The sequence below is a fragment of the Nonomuraea sp. bgisy101 genome, assembly GCF_057708945.1.
Genome location: NZ_JBYITD010000052.1, coordinates 41,207 through 60,543 on the forward strand (window position 1 = coordinate 41,207; position 19,337 = coordinate 60,543).

General features: G+C 69.3%; 24 protein-coding genes and 1 riboswitch. Of the genes, 9 read left to right on the forward strand and 15 right to left on the reverse strand.

The features are described 5' to 3' along the window. Positions 1-24: 24 nt before the first annotated feature. Positions 25-513, reverse strand: a complete 489-nt coding sequence (locus AC3EO4_RS50805; protein ID WP_379576101.1) for a C40 family peptidase — start codon at positions 511-513, stop codon at positions 25-27. A 168-nt stretch (positions 514-681) separates the two neighbouring features. Beyond that, positions 682-826, reverse strand: a riboswitch (cyclic di-AMP (ydaO/yuaA leader). Positions 827-926: 100 nt separating this feature from the next. Here AC3EO4_RS50805 and AC3EO4_RS50810 point away from each other — a divergent pair. Beyond that, positions 927-1,979, forward strand: a complete 1,053-nt coding sequence (locus tag AC3EO4_RS50810) for a 3-isopropylmalate dehydrogenase (protein WP_379576100.1) — start codon at positions 927-929, stop codon at positions 1,977-1,979. A gap of 208 nt (positions 1,980-2,187) precedes the next feature. Beyond that, on the forward strand, positions 2,188-3,285 hold the full coding sequence (locus AC3EO4_RS50815) for a branched-chain amino acid aminotransferase (RefSeq protein ID WP_379576099.1): 1,098 nt from the start codon (positions 2,188-2,190) through the stop codon (positions 3,283-3,285). 104 nt (positions 3,286-3,389) lie between these two features. Here the strand turns inward: AC3EO4_RS50815 and AC3EO4_RS50820 are convergent, their stop codons facing one another. The 5 genes from AC3EO4_RS50820 to AC3EO4_RS50840 all read right to left on the reverse strand — a co-directional run bounded on the left by AC3EO4_RS50820 (position 3,390) and on the right by AC3EO4_RS50840 (position 7,066). Beyond that, positions 3,390-4,193: an MOSC domain-containing protein gene (locus AC3EO4_RS50820; RefSeq protein WP_379576098.1), complete on the reverse strand. Its 804-nt coding sequence runs from the start codon at positions 4,191-4,193 to the stop codon at positions 3,390-3,392. A gap of 94 nt (positions 4,194-4,287) precedes the next feature. After that, on the reverse strand, positions 4,288-5,070 hold the full coding sequence (locus AC3EO4_RS50825; RefSeq protein ID WP_431903265.1) for a dienelactone hydrolase family protein: 783 nt from the start codon (positions 5,068-5,070) through the stop codon (positions 4,288-4,290). 125 nt (positions 5,071-5,195) lie between these two features. Continuing rightward, on the reverse strand, positions 5,196-5,777 hold the full coding sequence (locus AC3EO4_RS50830) for a GNAT family N-acetyltransferase (protein WP_431903266.1): 582 nt from the start codon (positions 5,775-5,777) through the stop codon (positions 5,196-5,198). A gap of 15 nt (positions 5,778-5,792) precedes the next feature. After that, entirely contained in the window at positions 5,793-6,395 is a 603-nt protein-coding gene (locus tag AC3EO4_RS50835; protein WP_431903268.1) for a Uma2 family endonuclease, read from the reverse strand. Between the two features lie 26 nt (positions 6,396-6,421). Beyond that, complete coding sequence (locus AC3EO4_RS50840; RefSeq protein ID WP_379576094.1) at positions 6,422-7,066, reverse strand: O-methyltransferase; 645 nt, start codon at positions 7,064-7,066, stop codon at positions 6,422-6,424. Positions 7,067-7,173: 107 nt separating this feature from the next. Between AC3EO4_RS50840 and AC3EO4_RS50845 the strand changes: the two genes are divergently transcribed. Both AC3EO4_RS50845 and cimA read left to right on the forward strand, forming a co-directional pair. Beyond that, a complete protein-coding gene (locus AC3EO4_RS50845; RefSeq protein ID WP_379576093.1) occupies positions 7,174-7,785 on the forward strand; it encodes a DsbA family protein in 612 nt (203 codons plus the stop codon). 175 nt (positions 7,786-7,960) lie between these two features. Continuing rightward, positions 7,961-9,535, forward strand: coding sequence for a citramalate synthase (gene cimA / locus AC3EO4_RS50850; RefSeq protein ID WP_431903270.1), 1,575 nt, complete (start codon positions 7,961-7,963; stop codon positions 9,533-9,535). Between the two features lie 171 nt (positions 9,536-9,706). On the opposite strand, the gene AC3EO4_RS50855 is transcribed toward cimA, so the two are convergent. Then, positions 9,707-11,338 carry a heparinase II/III domain-containing protein gene (locus AC3EO4_RS50855; RefSeq protein ID WP_431903272.1) on the reverse strand — a complete coding sequence of 544 codons (1,632 nt, stop codon included), beginning with the start codon at positions 11,336-11,338 and terminating at the stop codon, positions 9,707-9,709. Positions 11,339-11,434: 96 nt separating this feature from the next. Here AC3EO4_RS50855 and AC3EO4_RS50860 point away from each other — a divergent pair, with 96 nt between their 5' ends. Further along, a complete protein-coding gene (locus AC3EO4_RS50860; RefSeq protein ID WP_379576090.1) occupies positions 11,435-12,022 on the forward strand; it encodes an HD domain-containing protein in 588 nt (195 codons plus the stop codon). On the opposite strand, the gene AC3EO4_RS50865 is transcribed toward AC3EO4_RS50860, so the two are convergent. After that, positions 12,019-12,444 (reverse strand): antibiotic biosynthesis monooxygenase family protein, encoded by a 426-nt coding sequence (locus AC3EO4_RS50865; protein WP_431903274.1) that lies wholly within the window; start codon positions 12,442-12,444, stop codon positions 12,019-12,021. The genes AC3EO4_RS50860 and AC3EO4_RS50865 overlap by 4 nt on opposite strands. Before the next feature lie 141 nt (positions 12,445-12,585). Between AC3EO4_RS50865 and AC3EO4_RS50870 the strand changes: the two genes are divergently transcribed. Further along, positions 12,586-12,789, forward strand: coding sequence for a cold-shock protein (locus AC3EO4_RS50870; protein WP_358126354.1), 204 nt, complete (start codon positions 12,586-12,588; stop codon positions 12,787-12,789). 38 nt (positions 12,790-12,827) lie between these two features. Here AC3EO4_RS50870 and AC3EO4_RS50875 read toward each other — a convergent pair whose 3' ends face one another. Genes AC3EO4_RS50875 through AC3EO4_RS50900 form a run of 6 tightly spaced genes read right to left on the reverse strand, consistent with a single transcriptional unit; the run spans position 12,828 to position 15,318 of the window. Beyond that, the gene (locus tag AC3EO4_RS50875) at positions 12,828-13,409 is read right to left on the reverse strand and encodes a hypothetical protein (protein ID WP_431903276.1); all 582 of its coding nucleotides are present in this window, start codon (positions 13,407-13,409) and stop codon (positions 12,828-12,830) included. Beyond that, entirely contained in the window at positions 13,406-14,053 is a 648-nt protein-coding gene (locus AC3EO4_RS50880; protein WP_431903278.1) for a DUF6286 domain-containing protein, read from the reverse strand. The genes AC3EO4_RS50875 and AC3EO4_RS50880 overlap by 4 nt, the downstream gene beginning before the upstream one ends. Beyond that, positions 14,050-14,385, reverse strand: coding sequence for an Asp23/Gls24 family envelope stress response protein (locus AC3EO4_RS50885; RefSeq protein ID WP_379576086.1), 336 nt, complete (start codon positions 14,383-14,385; stop codon positions 14,050-14,052). The genes AC3EO4_RS50880 and AC3EO4_RS50885 overlap by 4 nt, the downstream gene beginning before the upstream one ends. Then, positions 14,382-14,570, reverse strand: a complete 189-nt coding sequence (locus AC3EO4_RS50890) for a DUF2273 domain-containing protein (protein WP_379576085.1) — start codon at positions 14,568-14,570, stop codon at positions 14,382-14,384. The genes AC3EO4_RS50885 and AC3EO4_RS50890 overlap by 4 nt, the downstream gene beginning before the upstream one ends. Beyond that, positions 14,567-14,845: a hypothetical protein gene (locus AC3EO4_RS50895; RefSeq protein WP_379576084.1), complete on the reverse strand. Its 279-nt coding sequence runs from the start codon at positions 14,843-14,845 to the stop codon at positions 14,567-14,569. Before AC3EO4_RS50895 ends, AC3EO4_RS50890 begins: the two co-directional genes overlap by 4 nt. Next, the gene (locus tag AC3EO4_RS50900) at positions 14,842-15,318 is read right to left on the reverse strand and encodes an Asp23/Gls24 family envelope stress response protein (RefSeq protein WP_379576083.1); all 477 of its coding nucleotides are present in this window, start codon (positions 15,316-15,318) and stop codon (positions 14,842-14,844) included. The genes AC3EO4_RS50895 and AC3EO4_RS50900 overlap by 4 nt, the downstream gene beginning before the upstream one ends. 136 nt (positions 15,319-15,454) lie before the next feature. Between AC3EO4_RS50900 and AC3EO4_RS50905 the strand changes: the two genes are divergently transcribed. After that, positions 15,455-16,219: a fumarylacetoacetate hydrolase family protein gene (locus AC3EO4_RS50905; RefSeq protein WP_379576082.1), complete on the forward strand. Its 765-nt coding sequence runs from the start codon at positions 15,455-15,457 to the stop codon at positions 16,217-16,219. 34 nt (positions 16,220-16,253) lie between these two features. Further along, positions 16,254-17,588 carry a glutamate--tRNA ligase gene (gltX, locus tag AC3EO4_RS50910; RefSeq protein ID WP_431903284.1) on the forward strand — a complete coding sequence of 445 codons (1,335 nt, stop codon included), beginning with the start codon at positions 16,254-16,256 and terminating at the stop codon, positions 17,586-17,588. On the opposite strand, the gene AC3EO4_RS50915 is transcribed toward gltX, so the two are convergent. Continuing rightward, the gene (locus tag AC3EO4_RS50915) at positions 17,482-18,744 is read right to left on the reverse strand and encodes an MATE family efflux transporter (protein ID WP_379576080.1); all 1,263 of its coding nucleotides are present in this window, start codon (positions 18,742-18,744) and stop codon (positions 17,482-17,484) included. The two genes, gltX and AC3EO4_RS50915, sit on opposite strands and share 107 nt — an antisense overlap. A gap of 54 nt (positions 18,745-18,798) precedes the next feature. Here AC3EO4_RS50915 and AC3EO4_RS50920 point away from each other — a divergent pair. Further along, positions 18,799-19,337: PadR family transcriptional regulator (locus AC3EO4_RS50920; RefSeq protein WP_379576079.1), on the forward strand; the 539-nt coding region annotated here is incomplete at its 3' end.

Genomic DNA, 19,337 nt, shown 5'->3' on the forward strand with positions numbered 1-19,337 from the left:
TCCCGCGAGTTCGGCGGCCCGGGCCTAGAAGGTGGCCCGCAGCGACATGGGGGCCGCCTCGGTCTTCACCTCGACCAGTCGCCGGGACTGCGCCACGCCCTTCGGGTCAGGCCGTACCGCGCCGACGAACGCCTGGCGGCGCCACGGGCTGAGCTTCTCCTCCTTCACCACGTCGCCGCTGCGCGGCGCGTGCACCATGTAGCCGTCCTTGGAGATCATCCCGACGTGCCCGAGGTTGCTGAAGAAGACCAGGTCGCCGGGCTTCAGGTTCTCCCACTTGATCTTCTTGTCGAATGCCTGGTACTGGTCGCGTGCCACGCGGGGAAGCTCGATCCCCGCCTTCTCGTAGGCCCTCAGCATCAGTCCCGAGCAGTCATAGCCGCTCGGGCTGGTGCCGCCCCAGACGTACGGGGTGCCCCGTTTGGACATCGCGAACTTCAGTGCGATCTGCCATGCGGGCTTGGGTATCTGCTTGAGCTGGGCCTTCTTGATGTCCGCTCCGGTGATGGTCATCGTGCGAGCGGGGTCGCCCTGTACGGGCTTGGTGTCGTCAGGTTGGACCGACTGGCTCTTCAGGGTCTCGACCTGGATGGGGGTGGCCGACGCGGGGGAGGCGGCGGCGGCTGATCCTGCGGCGAGGAGGCCACCGAGGACGGCGGCCGTGACGATGCGAGACAGGGGAATGTCCTTCCACGGGGCCGACCGGGTTAGCTGACGGGCTCGGGCGTGGAAGCCGCCCTACGGCATGGGGGTGCCGATTCGCCCCAAGGGGGAATGGGTCCCCGGCTCCGTGCGAACGTCGCAGCGGATTAGGCTGGCAGGGACTCTAACGAAAGGGTCAAAAGACCGCAAACCCGACAAAACGCCGTGTCCGGAAAATGAGATGCGGTGTTCGACAGCCGAGACGACCCGGTAAGGTACCGGCCATGGAGTCGCGCAACATTCGTCTGGCCGTCATTCCCGGTGACGGGATCGGCACCGAGGTCGTCGCCGAAGGGCTCAAGGTCCTGGAGGCGGTCGGCGCCAAGATCGACACCACTCACTACGATCTGGGTGCCACCCGTTACAACGCCACCGGTGAGACCCTCACCGACGAAACCCTGCAGGAACTGCGCGGCTACGACGCCATCCTGCTCGGCGCGATCGGCGACCCGAGCGTCCCGCCGGGGATCCTCGAGCGCGACCTGCTGCTCCGACTCCGCTTCGAGCTCGACCACTACGTCAACCTGCGCCCGGTGAAGCTCTTCCCCGGCGTGGAGACCCCGCTGGCCGACACCCGCCCCGAGGACATCGACATGATCGTCGTCCGCGAGGGCACGGAGAGCCTCTACGCCGGCGCCGGCGGCGTCCTGCGTCGCGGCACCCCGCACGAGGTCGCCACCCAGGACTCCCTCAACACCGCCTTCGGCGTCGAGCGTGTGATCCGCTACGCCTTCGCCAAGGCCGCCGAGCGTCCCCGCAAGAAGCTCACGCTGGTCCACAAGACCAACGTGCTCGCCTACGCGGGCGACCTCTGGATGCGCACCCTCAACCGGGTCGCCGCGGACTTCCCCGACGTCACCACCGAGTACCAGCACGTCGACGCCGCCTCGATGTTCTTCGTCAACCAGCCGGAGCGCTTCGACGTGATCGTCACCGACAACCTGTTCGGCGACATCATCACCGACATCGGCGCCGCCATCGCCGGCGGCATCGGCCTGGCAGCCAGCGGCAACATCAACCCCGACAGGACCGCGCCCAGCATGTTCGAGCCGGTCCACGGCAGCGCGCCCGACATCGCGGGCCAGGGCAAGGCCGACCCGACCGCCACCATCCTGTCCGTCGCCATGATGCTCGACCACCTCGGCCTGACCGAGGAGGCGGCCCGCGTCGAGCAGGCCGTCGCCGACGACATCGTGGAACGCCTGGCCGGATGGGCCGGCCGTACGACGCACGAGATCGGTGACGACATCACCGCACGAGTAGCCGGCGGCGCCTGACCGCCTGCCACTCAGCACCACAGGCGGCCTGGCGCCCTTCGGCCGGGTCCATACTGTCCTGGATCCGGCGAGCGCGTAGCCGCCTGGATACCACATTGAGCGCCTGGCGGCTCGCGAGATCGCCAGGCGTTTGCTGTAAGTTCCCGTTACCCGGTTCATCGCAAAATGGACTCAGGGCAAATCTCGCGAAAAGAGAAGGATTTCCGTCATGACCACCGCTCAGAAGCTCAGCTTCGATGTGCAGCTCTCCGACCACGCTCGCACTGCGGCGGAGCGTGAGCAGGTACTGGCGAGCCCGGGGTTCGGGCAGACCTTCACCGATCACATGATCTCGATCGACTACACCGAGGGCAGGGGCTGGCACGACGCGCGGCTCATGCCGTACGGGCCGCTCGTCCTCGACCCCGCGACCTCGGTCTTCCACTACGCGCAGGAGCTGTTCGAGGGACTCAAGGCCTACCGCCAGACCAACGGGTCGATCGCGACGTTCAGGCCGTACGCGAACGCCGCCCGCTTCAACGCCTCCTGCGTCCGGATGGCCATGCCCGAACTGCCCGAGGACACCTTCGTCGAGTCCCTGGACCTGCTCGTCCAGACCGACCGCGAGTGGGTCCCCACCACCGAGGGACACAGCCTCTACCTGCGGCCCTTCATCATCGCGACCCAGGTCGGGCTGGGCGTCAACTACCCGTCCAAGACCTACAAGTACATGGTCATCGCCTCGCCCGCCGCCTCCTACTTCAGCGGCGGCGTGCAGCCGGTGTCGGTGTGGCTGTCCACCGAGTACACCCGCGCCGCCCCCGGCGGGACCGGCGCGGCCAAGTGCGGCGGCAACTACGCCGGCGCCTTCGTCGCCCAGCGCGAGGCCGTCGCGAACGGGTGCGACCAGGTGGTCTGGCTCGACTCCAACGAGCACAGGTACGTCGAGGAGATGGGCGGGATGAACCTGTTCTTCGTCTTCGGCAACAAGCTCTTCACCCCCGCGCTGACCGGCACCCTGCTGCCCGGCATCACCCGCGACTCCATCCTGTCCCTGGCCGCCGACCTGGGACTGGAGGCCGAGGAGGGCCGCATCTCGATCGAGGAGTGGCAGGCCGGGTGCGAGTCCGGCGAGCTCACCGAGGTGTTCGCGTGCGGCACGGCGGCGGTCGTGACCCCGGTCGGGTCGGTGAAGGGCGCCGACCGCGCCTGGACGATCGGCGACGGCACGCCGGGTCCGGTGACCATGAAGGTGCGTGAGGAACTGCTGGGCATCCAGTACGGCACGCGTCCCGACACCCACCACTGGATCCACAAGCTCTCCTGACCTCGTTCGTCCGTTGAGCCCTTCCCCGGGCGCGTAGCGTCTTCGCGCTCCGGGGCTCGTGGCCGTCGCCCGGACCTGCAGGTCTCCCACCTGCGAGGACGTGATCAGGGGTCGCTCGCGACCAGCGCGTCGCCGACGGCCAGCCTGCCGGGGCGCAGGACGGACAGCTTGACGCCGAACGCGATCCCGCCCTCGGCCGCCCTGCGGTAGGTGGCGAGCGTGCGCAGCGGCTCGGGGCCCGCCTTCGTCCCCGTGCGCTGGTCGACCATCGTGACGGCGCATCTGATGGCCCGCTTGGCGAAGCCCAGTTCGGTGTCCCCGATGCGGACGTGGCCGATCAGGTCTTCCAGGTGGGGTTCGTCCCATCCGTCGATCACGATGTTGGGCCGGAAACGTGACATCGGAAGGGAAGAAGCGCCCAGCCGCCGGTTGAGCTCGTCCAGCGAGGCCTGGGAGATGGCGTGGACGGGGCTGCTGTCGGCGTATCCGGACGTCCCCGGTGTCCGGCCGTCGGTCACCCTGTCGTGGTCGGGCGGGACCCTCACGAGCCTGCTGGGCACGGCGAGCACACGGGAGAGCCATTCCGCGGCACGCTCGCCCTGGTCGATGCCCCGGTAGGGGGCGCCGAACAGGACGACGTCCCTGCGCGCCGCGTCGAGATCCACGTCGAGGTGCAGGTCGGCGACGCCTGGCGCGCTCAGCGCGAGTCGCGTGCCGTCGGCCTCGACGGCGGGCCGGATGACGGCCAGCCGCGGGTCGCGGCGCTGGCTGCGGAACCCGCCCGACGGGTCGGTGACCATGAAGCTGCGGTCGTGCGCGAGTCCCGCCCGGGTGAGCGGCGACACGCGGGCGGGCACGCCCGCGCAGCCTTTGACCGGGTACGAGATCAGCCCGCCTACCGTTGCCATGAAGGTGCCCCATTTCTGTCAGGTACGCGCCGGAAGGCTACGGCCGGGTGTCCGCACGAGGCCAGAGAAGGCGCGGTTATCTGACAGAAGTTCGTCACATTTGAGGGCTTCGATGCGTGGCGACGAAGTCGAGCACCCGCCGCCAGGCGTCGGCGCAGGCCTCCACGAAATCCTGCGCGGTGAGCGCGAAGAAGCCGTGCGGCGCGCCAGGGTAGATGACGAACTCATGCGGGCATCCCGCTTCGGTCAGCGCCTCGTCGAAGGCGCCGACCATGGCGGCCGGGATGCCGTCGTCCGCTCCGCCCCACAGGGCCAGGATCGGCGTGGTCAGATCGGCGGCGAGCTGGATGGGCCCTGGCGCGCCGTTGATCGGGCCGGGGAAGCCGTAGAAGCCGACCGAGCCCGCCAGGCCGAACCGGGTGGCGGCGGACCGGAAGGCCTGGCGGCCGCCGAAGCAGAAGCCCAGGGAGAACAGGTCCAGGGCGCCGATCGAGCGCAGCCGGTCGGTGGCCGCGGTGATGTCGGCGTCGAGACCGGCGGGAGTGAGTTCTCCGAGATGCCGCATGAGATTGCCCATCGAGGTGAATTCGGCGTCGCGATGTGCGTAATCGGTGCCCGCGGTCCGGCCGAAATAGTCGATGGCGATCGCCGGATGCCCCTGTTCTGCCAGGCGGGTGGTGAGGGTCTCGTAGAAAGGGGAGAGGCCGTTGTTGTCCGGCAGAACGAGCACGCCCGCCCCGGACGGCTGTTCGGGGCGGGCGAGAAAAGCCGCGAAAAGGGTGCCGTCGGCGGAGGTGAGCGTCACCGGCCCGGCCGCCGCGACCCTGGTGACAGCGGGGGCGTGGACGGGTGGGACGGCGTCGGCGTCGTAGCACATGGGGATTCCTTGTCGTGGGTCCGAATAACCGCACGAAAGGCTAACAAGGAATTCAGGATATGACGTTCATCATATCAGGTAAAAGTAATATTCAACAGTTCTTGTCGATAGAGATTTGGTCACTCTTAATGGCGCTGCTCACGGGCCGACGCCCATTCGGATTTCGTCAACGCGTATTCGACCTCGCCGTGCTCCGACCCTTCGATGGCCTCGGGCCAGTCCTCGAAGAACGTGCGCACGAACGTCAGCCCCGACTTCTCCATCACCCTTCTGGACCCGGTGTTCACCGCCATCGTGTACGCGGTCACGCGCTCCACGCCCTGCTCGGTGAACCCTCGATCGATCAGCGCGCGCGATCCCTCGGTGCCGTAGCCCTTGCCCCAGGCCGACCTCCGCAGCCGGTAGCCGAGCTCGATCTCCCCCGGAGGGGCGTCCTTCCCCGGCCTGAAATGGAACCAGCCGATGAACTCCCCTGTGGCCTTCTCCTCGGCGGCCCAGAAGCCGAACCCGCCCGGACGGTCGTAGTAGGCCAGGAGCGCGGGCAGGCCGACATCCCTGATCTCCTCGCGAGGCACGGGCTTGCCGCCGTTGAGGAAGCGCATGACCTCAGGGTCGTTGTTCAGCGCGAACAGGTTGTCCAGATCGTCCTCGGTGAGTCGGCGCAGGGTCAGCCGCTCGGTCTCCAGCATGATGTGCACGCCACGCATTCTGCCCCGACGAAACTAGCCGGGTGAATCGGTTTTCGGCTCGCCGGAGCCGATGAGCGAGCGGGTGTCCAGGGTGAGCGCCCACGGCTCCGGCAGCTGGACAGGCGTGCCGAGGTCCGCCCGGACGTGCCTGCGGTATCCCTCGTCCGCCGGCAGGCTGTGGAGAGTGGCGGTGCCCGCTTCAGGATCGACGACCAGGTGGAGGGGGGCGCCCGCTCTGGCGTGCTCGCGCGGCTTGGTGACGCGGTCGTCGTGAACGCTGCAGGCCGCGACGACATCGACGACGAGGTGCGTGTCCTCGCCGTGAACCTCGCCGGCTCCCCGCATACGCGGCCCGCGGGGGACGACGACCAGGTCGGGAACGTAGCGATCGGCCCGCGCGCCGAGAAAGACCGTGATGTCGGTGTGGACCGTCCAGCCTTGCTCGACGACCTTGTCGGCGAGCAGCTTGAGCAGGGTGGCGACGAGCTCGGTCTGGCGGCGGGTCGGCGCGTCGTTCACCACGATCCTGCCGTCGATGAGCTCCACGCGGTGGCCGGGGAGGAGTGAGCGGGCGCGATCCCACATCGTGACCGCTCGTCCGCGGTCTGTACTGGGGGAGCGGTGGGTGGTCGACACGTCACCGATGGTAGCAGGACGGTTCGCTAGTTCTTTCGAATCATCGTCAGCCCGTCCGCCATGGGAAGGATCACCGACGTCACGCGCGGGTCGTTCTTCACCAGGTCGTTGAACTCGCGGATCCCCCGCGTCGTCGCGTCCTCGTAGGAGGGGTCGGCGACGTAGCCGCTCCACAGAGTGTTGTCCACCATGATCAGCCCGCCGTGCCGCAGCCGGTCCATCACCAGCTCGTAGTAGGTCGGGTACTGCGCCTTGTCCGCGTCGATGAAGGCCAGGTCGATCTCCTCGTCCAGCGCGCGCAGGGCGTCGGCCGCCGGCCCGATGGTGAGCGTGATCCGCGAGGAGACCCCCGCCTTCTCCCAGTACCGCTTGGCGATCGAGGTCCATTCCTCGCTGACGTCGAAGCAGCGCAACCGCCCGCCGGACAGGCCGCGGGCGATGCAGAGCGAGGAGTAGCCGGTGAAGGTGCCGACCTCCACGGCGAGGGCGGGGCGGACGAGCTGGGTGATCATGGTGAGGAAGCGGCCCTGGTCGGGCGTGATCTGCATGCCCGCGTGGGCGCCGGTGACCTCGCGCGTCTCGGCGGCCAGCTCGTCCAGCAGGTCGTCGGCCGGAGTGGCGTGGGCCATGATGTACTGCCCGACGGCGGGCGAGAGGTAGGACGCCTTCATGGGTCCCATTCTCCCGCCGGGATAGGCTGACACGCGGTCAAAAGTGGATCTTATGGGCGGAGCCATACGTGGAGTTGACGGTTGAGAGGCGGGGTCGTTCCCGACTGGTGGGCGCTTTCGTGGCGCTGGCCGTACTCGCGGGAATGTTGATCATCGCCGGTCTCCCGAAGGGGAGCGCCGCGCAGGAGGTGAGGCTCGTCCGGCAGGCCGACGGGTCGATGCTGCTGGCCAGGCCGGGTGTCAGCGCCCCGGTGCTCGACGTGTTCGAGGACTTCGACTGCCCCTACTGCAAGCAGCTGCACGACACCTCGCAATCCCGTCTCGAGCAGATGGTCGACGAGGGCAGGCTCATGGTCGTCTTCCACACGGTGACGATCTTCACGGAGGAGCCGTCGCGCTCGAACTCCATCAGGGCCGCGGCCGCCGCGCGCTGTGTCCCCTCGGCCAACTGGCTGGCCTTCCGCTCCCAGCTGTACGGCATCCAGCCGGCGCCGCACGGCGAGGCGTCGGGCTACACGGTGGCGGAGCTCGTCGCCGCGGGCGAAAAGGCGGGCGTGACGGACTCGGCGTTCGCGGAGTGCGTGACCTCCCAGCGCCACGCCGAGCGCCACCTCGAGGACAACTCCAGGATCAGGATCGACGGCACCCCCACGTTGCTGCTCGACGGGCAGCCCATCCGGGACCTGTCGGTTCTCGACCAGCAGGGCACCTCGGTATGACGTCCCGGCATATGAGATCGATGTGCCAAATGGTGAATCCGTATGGCAGACTCACAAGCACCATGTACTTCGGTCTGCTCATTATCGGCAGGCGCGCTGGCTGACAAAGGACAGAGCCAGCGCGCAGACCTCTCACGTCCGTGAGGGGTCTTTTTCTTTTCCTCAGGAGATCTCGATGGCCGACGACCGTTTCCACGTCTACGACACCACGCTGCGAGACGGCGCACAGCAGGAGGGCTTGAACCTCAGCGTCGCCGACAAGCTCGCTGTCGCGCGGCACCTGGACGGCCTGGGCGTCGGCTTCATCGAGGGGGGCTGGCCCGGCGCCAACCCCAAGGACACAGAGTTCTTCAGGCGCGCTCGAACAGAGCTCGACCTGAAGCACGCGCAGCTAGCCGCGTTCGGCGCGACCCGCCGGGCCGGTGTGAAGGCAGCCGACGACCCATTGGTGGCCGCTCTGCGCGAATCCGGCGCGCCGGTCGTGACCCTTGTCGCCAAGAGTCACGACCGGCACGTGGAGCTGGCCCTCCGCACGAGCCTCAAGGAGAACCTCGCGATGATCCGCGATACGGTTTCTCACCTTCGTGCGGGGGGACAGCGTGTCTTCCTCGACGCCGAGCACTTCTTCGACGGCTACATCTCCAACCCAGCGTACGCGCTGGAGGTGCTCACGACCGCCGCCGAGGCGGGGGCCGACGTCATCGCCCTGTGCGACACCAACGGCGGCATGCTGCCCGACGAGCTCGCCGAGGTCGTCCACGCGGCCGTGCAGACCAGCGCCCGCGTCGGCATCCACTGCCACGACGACACCGGCTGCGCGGTCGCCAACACGCTCGCCGCCGTCAAGGCGGGCGCCACGCACGTGCAGGGCTGCGCCAACGGTTACGGCGAGCGCTCCGGCAACGCCAACCTCTTCACCGTCGTCGCCAACCTCCAGCTCAAGCGCGGCTTCGACCTCGTGCCGCCGGAGGCGCTGGCCGACATGACCCGCATCGCGCACGCGATCACCGAGGTCACCAACGTCACGCCCAACTCCCACGCGCCCTACGTGGGCACCTCCGCCTTCGCGCACAAGGCGGGCCTGCACGCCAGCGCCATCAAGGTCGACCCCAACCTCTACCAGCACATCGATCCCGCGAAGGTCGGCAACGACATGCGCATGCTGGTCTCCGACATGGCCGGGCGCGCCTCGGTCGAGCTCAAGGGCAGGGAGCTGGGCTACGAGCTGACCCCAGAGTCCACCAAGACGCTGGTGGGCAGGGTGAAGGACCTGGAGGCCAAGGGCTACACGTTCGAGGCCGCCGACGCCTCCTTCGAACTGCTCCTGCGCGACACCGTCCAGGGTGCGCGCAAGCGCCACTTCGAGGTCGAGTCGTGGCGGGTGATCGTGGAGCGCACGAAGGGCGGCGAGGTGGTCAGCGAGGCCACGGTCAAGGTCCACGCCAAGGGGGAGCGCATCGTCGCCACCGGCGAGGGCAACGGCCCCGTCAACGCGCTCGACAAGGCGGTCAGGTTCGCGCTGGAGAAGCTCTACCCCGAGCTGGCCAAGCTGGAGCTGGTCGACTACAAGGTCCGCATCCTGGAGGGCTCGCACGGCACGGGCGCCATCACCCGCGTCCTCATCACCTCGAGCGACGAGAGCGGCGAGTGGGCGACCGTCGGGGTCGACGAGAACATCATCGAGGCCAGCTGGCAGGCGCTGGAGCAGGCCGTCACGTTCGGTCTCCTGCGCTCGGGCCGGGAGCTGTAACACGCGGTCCCCGCGGCGGCACGCCCCCAGAGCCGCCGCGCGTCGCCTACCCAGGGTGTGACCGCCCAGGGCCGCCGCGTCGCCTGTCCCGGGGTGTGACGACCCCGCCCCGGGCCGCCGCGTCGCCTGCCCCGGAGCGGCACCGGTCCGCCCCGGGGTTCCGCGCGGCGGCTAGAAGATCGAGGCCTTGAAGGTGACCGGGCCGTCAGCCGTCTGTACGGTCACCTTCCCGCCACCGCACGACACCTTGGGCTGGTCGGTCCCCGGCACGATCATCGTCAGGATCGAACGACCGGCAGGCGAGACGACCACGGTGGCCGGGTTCTTGGCCATGTACGTGGGTGACACCCAGCCGAGCTTCCCGCCCCGCTCCACCTTCTGCCCGCCCAGCGGCGCGCAGCCGTCCAGCTGCACCAGGCTGACCTTGAACTTCCCGTCGCCCAGCACGACCTTGCCGCCGCCGTTCGAGACCTCCTTGAGCGCGGAGTCGAAGCGCCAGATGTTGCCGACCTTCTTGCCGCCGCCCGCCGTGTCCAGGACGGCCATGACGTCCTGGTCGTGGTTGACGAGCACCGACCTGGTACGGCTCACGCCGTACGCCTTGTCGGTGAGCCGGTAGCGCTGGCGGTCCTTGTCGTAGGAGGTCCTGGTCAGCTTGGTGGCGGTCCTGGGCCTGAAGCGGGCGCCGACCACGGTCGGCACGTTGTGCGCCTCGGGGGACATGGTCCAGTACCTGTAGCGGGTGGACTCGTAGGAGTGGAAGCCGGTGTCGACGAGCACGTCCCTGCCGTGGGCGTAGTAGGTGACGCCGAGGTGGTCCTCGTGGCCGTGGAACTTGGTGCCCGGGCCGAACCTGATGGAGTAGAAGGCCGACTCGGGCTTGTTCCAGGACGTCCTGCCGTACACGTAGCCGGCCCTGAAGACCTTGGTCTTCTCGGAGGGGCTGGCGAAGCCGGTGGGCTCGTGGTCGGCGCCGCCGTCGCCGATGGGCACCATGTAGCCGTTGGGCCTGGTGGAGTGCATGATGAAGCCGCCGAGCCTGCCCCAACGGTCGGAGATCTCGCCCGGCACCTTGCGGCCGCAGTCCTTGAGGTTGTCCATCGCGACCTTGAGCCGGTCGTGGACGTAGATCGCGTAGCGGGGAGCCTGCTCCATGAGCGCTCCCTGCGAGTCGATGTCGAGCCGCACGGTCTTGGTGAGCCGCTTGATCGCGTGGTCCTGCCAGCGCCTGTCGCCCAGGCGGCAGCCGATGCCGAGCAGCGCGATGTCCTGGTCGATGCCGTGGTTGTGGCCCCACTCGTAGAGGCGGTCGTCGCCGAGCACCCTGGCGTGCTCGGCCAGGCTCGCCTTGAGCCAGGGGGCGTCGACGTGCTTGCTCAGGCACACCAGCGCGGGGGCGCGCAGCGCGATCGGGTGCTCGGCCCACGCGTAGGGGCTGGCGGCGCCGCGGCGCGGATTGTCCTTGACCCAGTCCTTGGCGATCTCGGTGGCCCTGGCGAGGTAGCGCTCCTCGCCGTTGCCCTCGTACTCGGCGACCAGCCGGCCCATCCAGCGCAGCGAGTGGAACACCATGGCCCACGAGCGGTTGTTGTAGGGGTTGGTGCGCCAGTTGACGTCCTGGCCGACCTTGACGGGCGGCAGGTCCAGGAAGGAGATCTCGCCCTTCATCACCTCGCCGGCCGTCGGAGTGGCGGGCAACCAGTCGCCCTGGCACTCGGGCGTGCGTTTCACCGCCGCGCTCGCCGGGTGGATCAGCCCTCCGAGGGCGAGCAGGAGGGCAAGGGGGATAGCGAGGCGGCGCACGCCAGATCCTTCCGGGCAGAACCGAGGGGGCGGAACATGCTGTCCGGAATAAGATCACCTGGTCAAGCCGGTATGGGACATCGTTATCGTGACGGCATGAACCTCGTGATTCCCGACACAACGGCCTGCAGGACCTCGCTCGAAGTGGCGACCGCCTTCCACACGCCCGCGCTGCTCAACCACTCCGTCAGGGCCTACCTCTGGGCCGCCGCGTACGCCCAGGAACGCGGCATCTCCTTCGACGCCGAGCTGCTCTACGTGTCGGCCATGTTGCACGATCTGGGGCTCGCGACGGCCTTCGACAACCACTCCGTCCCGTTCGAGGAGGCGGGAGGGCACGTGGCGTGGGTGTTCGGCGCGGGCGCGGGTTGGCCGGTTGAGCGGCGGCAGCGCGCGGCCGAGGTGATCGTGCGTCACATGTGGGACGAGGTGGACGTCGAGCAGGACCCGGAGGGGCACCTGCTCGAACTGTCCACCGGCATGGACATCTCGGGGCGCAACACCGAGGCCATCCCCGCCGCCCTTCGGGCGGAGGTGCTGGCCCGCTATCCCCGCCTCGGCCTCGCCAAGGAGTTCGTCGCCTGCTTCGAGAGCCAGGCCGAGCGCAAGCCGGACAGCCTGGCGGGGACGTTCGTCCGCGGCGGGTTGGCCGCCCGCATGGCTGCCAACCCGCTGGACGCCTAGGCCTTCGGCCCCGCGCTCTCCACGACCTCGAAGGACCAGAGCTCCGAGCCCGTGGCGGCCGGGCCCTGCCCGTGGCCGTGGCCCTGGCCCGGCTGGCCGTGTCCCTGGCCCGGCTGGCCGTGTCCCTGGCCCGGCTGGCCGTGTCCCTGGCCGGGCTCCTGGCCGTGTCCCTGGCCCTGGCCCGCCGCCTGCGCGTGCCCGGCCTGGAACGCCCTGCTGGACTGCCAGTTCTGGAAGTCCTCCTCGCTGCGCCAGCGCGTGTAGACGAGGTAGCTGTCGGTGCCCTCGACCGGGCGCAGCAGCTCGAACCACTCGAAACCGTCGGAGGCCTCGACCATCCCCGCGCGCCCGGAGAAGCGCCGTTCGAGCTCCTCGCGCATCTCGGCGGGGACGGACAGGACGTTGATCTTCACTACGGACATGGCTTCCAGCCTCCCATATGACATCTTTTTGCCCGCCATTGGCGCTCGGCTTCACGCTTTGGTCCGCCACATCGCGGAATGCGGGGTAGGGTCCGCAACGCAGCCTCGCGTCAGTGGCGAGGCAGTCAGAAGGAGAAGCAGTTGTCTGAAGGCACCGTTAAGTGGTTCAACGCCGAGAAGGGCTTCGGGTTCATCGCGCCCGACGACGGTAGCGCGGACGTGTTCGTGCACTACTCGGCTATCGCCACCAACGGCTACCGTTCGCTCGAGGAGAACCAGCGGGTCTCCTTCGAGACCACCCGTGGTCCGAAGGGCCTGCAGGCTGAGCAGGTCGTCCCGCTGTAACCAACGATGAGGCGGGGTCCCTCCAGGGCCCCGCTTCATCATTGCAGCACCCTCTTCTGCGGCACGGCCCGCTCCAGGTCCACCCGCGCGACCGTCGGCAGCCTGTCGGCGCCCAGCGCCTCCTGCAGGTGCGGCACGGTCACCGTGGTCAGCTCGTGCCGCAGCACGCTGATCGGCACCCTGTCGTCGGCCGCCACCCGAAGCCGCAACCGGAACAGCTCCTTGTCCTGCGCCAGCGTCGCGTTCGCCGTCCGCACCAGCGACAGCGCGGACAGCTCGGCCGAGGCGGCGCTCGCCACCGCCTGCGAGACGACCGTGGTCTGCCCGTCCGGCCCGCCGCCCACGCTGATGTCCTTCGCCGCCTCCGTACCGCCCTGCTCCACCAGCCAGCGCAGCCCCGTCAGCGCCACGAGCACCGCGAGGACCGCGAACGCCCACCAGATCCACGGTGAGAACCTGGCGAAGAAGTCGATGACGGGCTGGTCGACCAGTGGCTCGCTCGCGGGCGCCCAGTCCTGCGGGAAGGCGCCCAGCCCTCTGGCCAGCACGAGCCCGCCGGTGACGACCAGCAGCAGTCCGAGGACGGCCAGTCCCGCGCGGTTGGCCCTTCCCTTCCTCATCGCCGTTCCTTGATCGAGACCGACACCTGATAGTCGGTGATGGGGCAGAGCGCGGCGAGTCTGGCGTCCACCGCGTGCCGTACCGCTTCGCAGAGCCTCTCGTCGTCCCAGCCGGAGGCTCGGGCGAGCACGGTGACCCTGCCCCGCCGTACCGTGGCCTTGGCGGAGTGGACGCCTGGCACGTCCTGCGCCGCGTGTGCGAGCGCCGTGGCGAAGCCCTTCGGCCGCAGCCCGATGATCAGGTCGGGGTCGCCCGTCCGCACGGGCACCGTGTGACCACGCCCGCCGCGCAGGGCCAGCGCCAGCAGCGCGAGCCCGGCGAGGACGAGCACGCCTGCCCCGGCGAGCACCGTGGGGTGGTTCCACGGCGTCGTCGTGGCCCACGCCAGCAGCCGGTCCTGGGGAAGCCAGCGCGCCGGCCGCCCCGCGAGCATCGAGACGATCTCAACGGCCGCCACGAACCCGATCCCCACGAGCACCAGGGCGGCCAGCGACGCGGAGACCACCCTGCGCGGCCTGAACTCCCGGCGCGCGGCCCTGTCGGCGGTGGGGTAGGGCGGGGCGACCGGTACGGCCGCCGGTGCCGCCGACTGGCGGGGCGGCACAGGGCTCGCCGCCTTCCCCGACGCTGCCCGCAGTGTCATGACCTCACCTCCAGGCTCGTGACGTGCACGTCCACCTGGGCCACCTCGAGGCCGGTCAGCTCGAGCACCCTGCGCGCGACGTGTCCTCTGATCTCCGCGGCTACGGAGTGGAGGGGCGAGGGGTAGTCGAGCGCGACGTCGAGCCTGATCGTCGCCAGGTCGCCGTCGACCCTGGCCACGGGCGGGTGCCCCGCCACCGCCCGCACCCTGCCGACCTCGCCCGCGGCCTGCAGGGCGATGCCTGAGACGACCTTGTCGCAGATGCGGGTGCGGCCTCTCTGCTCCGCGGGAACGCGCTGGGTGGGGATCACGACGGTGGCCGTCGCCGTCATCGTCGCCTCGACGTGAAGGCCGACAGGTCGATCTCACCGGTCTCGGCGATGCGTCCGACCAGCAGGCCGAGCGCGCCCAGGACGAGGACCAGCAAGAACGCGCTCAGCCCGCCGAAGGCGGCGGTCAGGCCGAGGATGATGCCGACGGTCATGCCGATGATCGGCAGCCAGGAGCTGGTGTTCATGAGTCCTCCAGATCGTCGATCGCCACGTTGACGAGACGGCCCTCGACCATCGGGGCGACGGCCGCGCGCACCTCGTCGGCGGTGATGTAGACGGGGCGGCCGCCACGGGCGATGATCGCGATCTCCACCTCGCCGTCGCGAACGGACACCCCAGGGAGCCGCTCGCCTGGAAGGTAGGTCGCCACGGTGCCGTACGGGCCGCCCGAGAGCGCCGCCACGCCCGGGCAGCTGCGCACCCGCTCGGCGATGGCCAGGGCCAGCCCGTCGTGTGTCACTGGACTCTCGACTCCCTCTGGCCGGAGCCGTCGGGGCCTCTGGGTTGTTCCGGCAGGTGCACGTCGTTGACGGTGACGTTCACCTCGGTCACCTCGAGGCCGGTCATGCGCTCGATGGCGGCTATCACGTTCCTGCGCACCGCGCCCGCCAGGTCGGGGATGGCCGCGCCGTACTCCACGACGAGGTCGAGGTCGATGGCGGCCTGGCGCTCGCCCACCTCGACCTGCACGCCCTGGGTCGCGTTCCGGTCCCCGCCCACCATGCCGCGCACGGCGCCGAGTGCGCGCGCGGTGCCGCCGCCCATGTCGAACACGCCTGCCACCTCGCGGGCGGCGAGCCCGGCGATCTTCGCGACCACGCCGTCGGCGATGGTCGTCCTGCCCTGTTCGGTGACGAGGGAGCCTTCCTGCGGCCGCGCTCTCGGAACGGTGGTGGACGTGCTGGTGCCGCCTCTTGGCATCGTGTCCGACATGATCAACTCACCCCCGGAGTCGAAACGACTCAGTTCTCCTGTTGCCGTGCGATTGTTGGCCATTCGCGGCTTAAAGCGGGTTTTGGCGATTAATGGAGCCGACGAGGCATCGGGTGGACGGCACTAGCCTTGTCATGTGCGTATAGCGAGGTTCTCCACAGGCGACGAGGTCGTCTTCGGCGTGGTCGAAGGCGACGTCGTCTCGGCGATCGCCGGGCATCCGTTCAACCAGATCCAGTTCACCGGCGAGCGCTACCCGCTGGCCGAGGTGCGACTGCTGGCCCCGATGCTGCCCAGCAAGGTCATCGCCATCGGCAGGAACTACGCCGAGCACGCCAAGGAGCTCGGCAACGAGGTGCCCGAAGAGCCGCTCATCTTCATGAAGCCGTCCACCTCCGTCATCGGCGACGGCGACGCGATCGCCTATCCGACCGCCCAGTCGCAACGCGTCGACTTCGAGGGCGAACTGGCCGTGGTGATCGGCAGGCTCTGCCGCGAGGTGCCCGTCGAACGGGTCAACGACGTCATCTTCGGCTACACCTGCGCCAACGACGTCACCGCTCGCGACCTGCAGAAGAAGGACGTGCAGTTCACCAGGGCGAAGGGATTCGACACCTTCTGCCCCATCGGGCCGTGGATCCAGACCGACCTCGACGCATCCGATCTGGCGCTGACCACCACGGTCAACGGCGAGATCAGGCAGAGTGGTCGCACCTCCCAGCTCATCAACGACATCCCCGCGCTGGTGGCCTACGTCAGCGCGGTCATGACGCTGATCCCCGGCGATGTCATCCTGACCGGCACCCCCGCGGGCGTGGGCCCGCTGGAGATCGGTGACGAGGTCAGCGTCGGCATCGAGGGCATCGGCACACTGACGAACAAGGTGGTCTCTCGTGACTGACGTACGGGTGCGCTTCGCCCCGTCTCCGACTGGCATGTTCCACGTCGGCGGCGCGCGCACGGCGCTGTTCAACTGGGCGCTGGCCGAACAGTCCGGCGGCAGGTTCGTCCTGCGCATCGAGGACACCGACGCCACGCGCAACCGCCCGGAGTGGACCGAGGGCATCATCTCGGCGCTCGACTGGATCGGTATCAACGGCACCAACCCGGTCTTCGAGGGCCCCTACTTCCAGTCGGCGTTCGAGCCGCAGCACAGGGAGGCCGTCGCCAAGCTGCTGGCCGACGGCAAGGCCTACTACTGCGACTGCACCCGCGACGACCTGGTCGCGCGTACGGGCTCGGAGCACAAGGGCTACGACGGCTTCTGCCGCGCGCGCGGCCTGACCTCGGGCGCGGTCCGGTTCCGCACGCCCGACGAGGGCGTCACCGTCGTCGACGACGTCATCCGCGGCCGCGTGGAGTTCCCCAACAGCGCGCAGGAGGACTTCGTCATCGCGCGCACCGACGGCTCGCCGCTGTACGTGATCGCCAACGCGGTCGACGACATCACCCAGAACATCACCCACGTCGTGCGGGGCGAGGAGCACCTGGGCAACGCGGCCAAGCAGATGCTGCTGTGGCCCGCGCTCGGGGCCAGGCCGCCGGTGTGGGCGCACCTGCCCGTGATCGTCAACGAGCAGCGCAAGAAGCTGTCCAAGCGCCGCGACAAGGTGGCCCTGGAGTCCTACCGCGACGAGGGCTACCTGGCCGAGGCGATGGTCAACTACCTCATGCTGCTCGGCTGGGGCACCGGCGAGGACCGCGAGATCATGCCGTGGTCGGACATGGTGCCCAGGTTCCGCCTGGAGGACGTCAACTCCGCCAGCGCCTTCTTCGACGAGAAGAAGCTGCGCGCCTTCAACGGCGAGTACATCAGGGCCCTGCCGCTGGAGACCTTCGAGGAGCGCTGCCTGCCGTACCTCGACCCGGCGTGGGACGCCGAGCTGTTCAGCAAGGTCGCCGTGCTGGCCCAGACCCGCGTCGCCGTGCTGTCGGAGATCATGCAGAACGTCGACTTCCTGTTCGTCGACGAGCCGGTCTTCGACCAGGCCTCGTGGGACAAGGCCATGAAGGCGAACGCCCCCGAGGTCCTCGAGGGCTACCTGGAGCGGCTGGAGACGGTCAACTGGGACCCTGAGTCGCTCAAGGAGGCGCTGGAGGACGTCGGCGCCGCCCTCGGCGGCCTCAAGCTCAGCAAGACCCAGGCCCCGGTGCGGGTGGCCGTCACCGGCCGGACGGTGGGTCTGCCGCTGTTCGAGTCGATCGAGGTGCTGGGCAGGGAGCGTTCGCGCGAGCGCCTGCGCTCCGCACTGGAGCGACTGCGAGGCTGAGCGTGGTCCCGGCCGCCATGGCGAGCCAGACTCCCGTGACACCGAGCCACGAGCTCAGCAGATAGGCAAGGGGCAGCTGTACGGCGAAGCCCGCCAGCGTGGCGGCGAGCAGTCGGCTGCCCCTTCCGCTTGCCTGGGCCACCCCGCCCGCCGCGATGAGGCCGCCGAAGGGGACCAGGTAGAGCGTCATCCACCGTAGGAAGCTCACGGCCGCGGCCGGATCGTCGGTGAACAGGGCCGCGGCGGGTTCGGCGACGACGTTGAGCGCCAGCGCCACCAGCGCGCCGGCCGCCAGGCCCGTCCTGAGCGGCGATCCCGTGTCCTCCGAGCGGGCCGTGCGGATCATGGCTGCCTGCCTGAGCGCGTAGAACACCATCACGCCCGCCAGCATGATCTTCATGCCGATGCCGTAGCCGGCCTGCGCGGCCACGCCGTACCTGGCGACGATCTCGATGAGCAGCAGGCCGACCAGGGCACGGGCCAGGAAGTCCCCGGACATCGGCAGGCCGGTCCTGACGATCTCGCCCACGCCTTCGCGGCCGTCGCCGTCGCGCGGCGTCAGCCGCGACAGCGTCCGCAGGGAGACGGCCAGCGTCGCGGCGCGAGCGAGCACCGTGGCCAGCGCGGCGCCCCGCACCCCCATGCCCAGGCCGTAGATGAACACCGGGTCCAGCACGATGACCAGGGCGTTGCAGATGAGAGCGTTGCGCATCGGGACCTTGGTGTTGCCCAGGCCCTTGACCACGCCGTCGGCCAGTGACTGCGCGAAGTAGATCGGCAGGCCCGCCATCGAGATCAGGAAGAAGTCGGCGGTCAGCGTGGCCGACGCGGCGTCGGCGGTGAGGAGCTCCGCCAGCGGCTCGCGCAGGAGCAGGCCGGGGATCGCGATCGCCGCGGAGCCCACCAGCCACAGCCGCCAGCCGGACCTGATCAGCGGGGCGATGGGAGCCTTCCCGTCCCTGCGGCCGACCAGGACGGTGACGCCGGTGACGGGGGCCAGGATCAGCCCGTAGGCGAAGTACTCCGTGGTGGTGGCCACGGTCACGGCCGCGATGGCCGCGTCGCCGAGGCCCGAGACCCAGAGCAGGTCGATGACACTCACCGCGACGACGGCGGTGAGCAGTTCCACGTAGATGGGGAGGGCGAGACGGATCACGGTATGCCTCGATTCGCTATATCTCGATTAGAGGTATAGCGATAAGATGCGCCCATGGCAAGTGGCGGGGATCTGACGCTGATGATCCTGGGTTTCCTCAACCAGCGGCCGATGCACGGCTACGAGCTCAAGGCGCGACTGGCCGAGCTGAGCGGGCACCTGCGCCCCGTCAGCGACGGCGCGCTCTATCCGGCCATCGCGCGGATGGAGGCCAAGGGACTGCTGGAGCGCCACGAGGAGGAGGGCGCGGCCGCGGCGCGCAGGCAGGTGCTCACCATCACCGCCCAGGGGCGGGAGGAACTGCTACGGCGGCTGCGGGAGCCGTCCGAGCTGGACATAAGCGACCAGACGCGCTTCTTCGCGCTGCTGACGTTCCTGTCGGCGCTGGAGGATCCGTCGCTCCAGGCCAAGGTGCTGCGCAGGCGCCTGGACTTCCTGGAGGCGCCCACGAGCTTCTTCTACGAGGGCGGCAGGCCGATGCGGGCCGAGGACGCCCCCGACGTGTTCCGCCGCGGCATGCTGCTGATCGCCCGGGCCACCGGCGCGGCGGAGCGCCGGTGGCTCGAGGACACCATCGCGGAACTGTCCGCGGT